The organism is Leptotrichia sp. oral taxon 879 str. F0557 (genome assembly GCF_000469385.1).
Lineage (GTDB): Bacteria > Fusobacteriota > Fusobacteriia > Fusobacteriales > Leptotrichiaceae > Leptotrichia > Leptotrichia mesophila.
On sequence record NZ_KI271299.1, the window covers coordinates 16119 to 16739 of the forward strand.

Here is a 621-nt window from a genome sequence, read left to right on the forward strand (position 1 = left end):
CGTTAGTAAGGATTTCCCCTGAATTTAATACATTTCCTGCAACTGATATATCCTTTGCAGCTCCAACAGTTCCACTGTTATCAAGAAGGCCGTCAATGTCAAGCGTTTCATTAGTCTGAACCTTTCCTGAAGTGACAAGGCTGCTTCCAGAAATTTTACCTGATGATAAAATCTCTCCTGTATTCTTCACATCTTTTGCAGTTAATTCGCCATTTGTGCTTATTTTCCCATCATTAGTAAGGTTATCCACTCTTAAATTTTTAGCCGCAATTGCTCCTGATGTTACCGTATTTTTAGCCGTTAAATCCTCATTTGTCAAAATATTTCCTGTACTGCCTATATTTCCTAAGACTGAGATACGCTTAACAGAAGTCAATGCTCCTGTGTTATCAAATTTCCCGTTAATGTCTGTAATTCCTGAAACCTGTATATTTCCGGAATTATCCAAGTTCCTTACATTAAAGTTCCCTCCGGAAAGAACCGTTGCAAGAGAATTTTTAAAATTGCCTGCCGTTATATTCCCAGAAACGTTTATGTTTCCTGAACTTATCATATCAAACGTATTCAAGTTTCCGCCTGAGTATATATTTGACTTGTTCTCAACATTCCCATTAAGGTTAA

At 36.9% G+C, this 621-nt stretch carries 1 protein-coding gene; it reads right to left on the reverse strand.

Annotated elements, in window-relative coordinates; all coding sequences use genetic code 11:
• The coding region (locus HMPREF1552_RS12750; RefSeq protein ID WP_231370742.1) for a hypothetical protein at nucleotides 1-568 on the reverse strand (568 nt) is incomplete at its 3' end.
• Nucleotides 569-621: the final 53 nt, after the last annotated feature.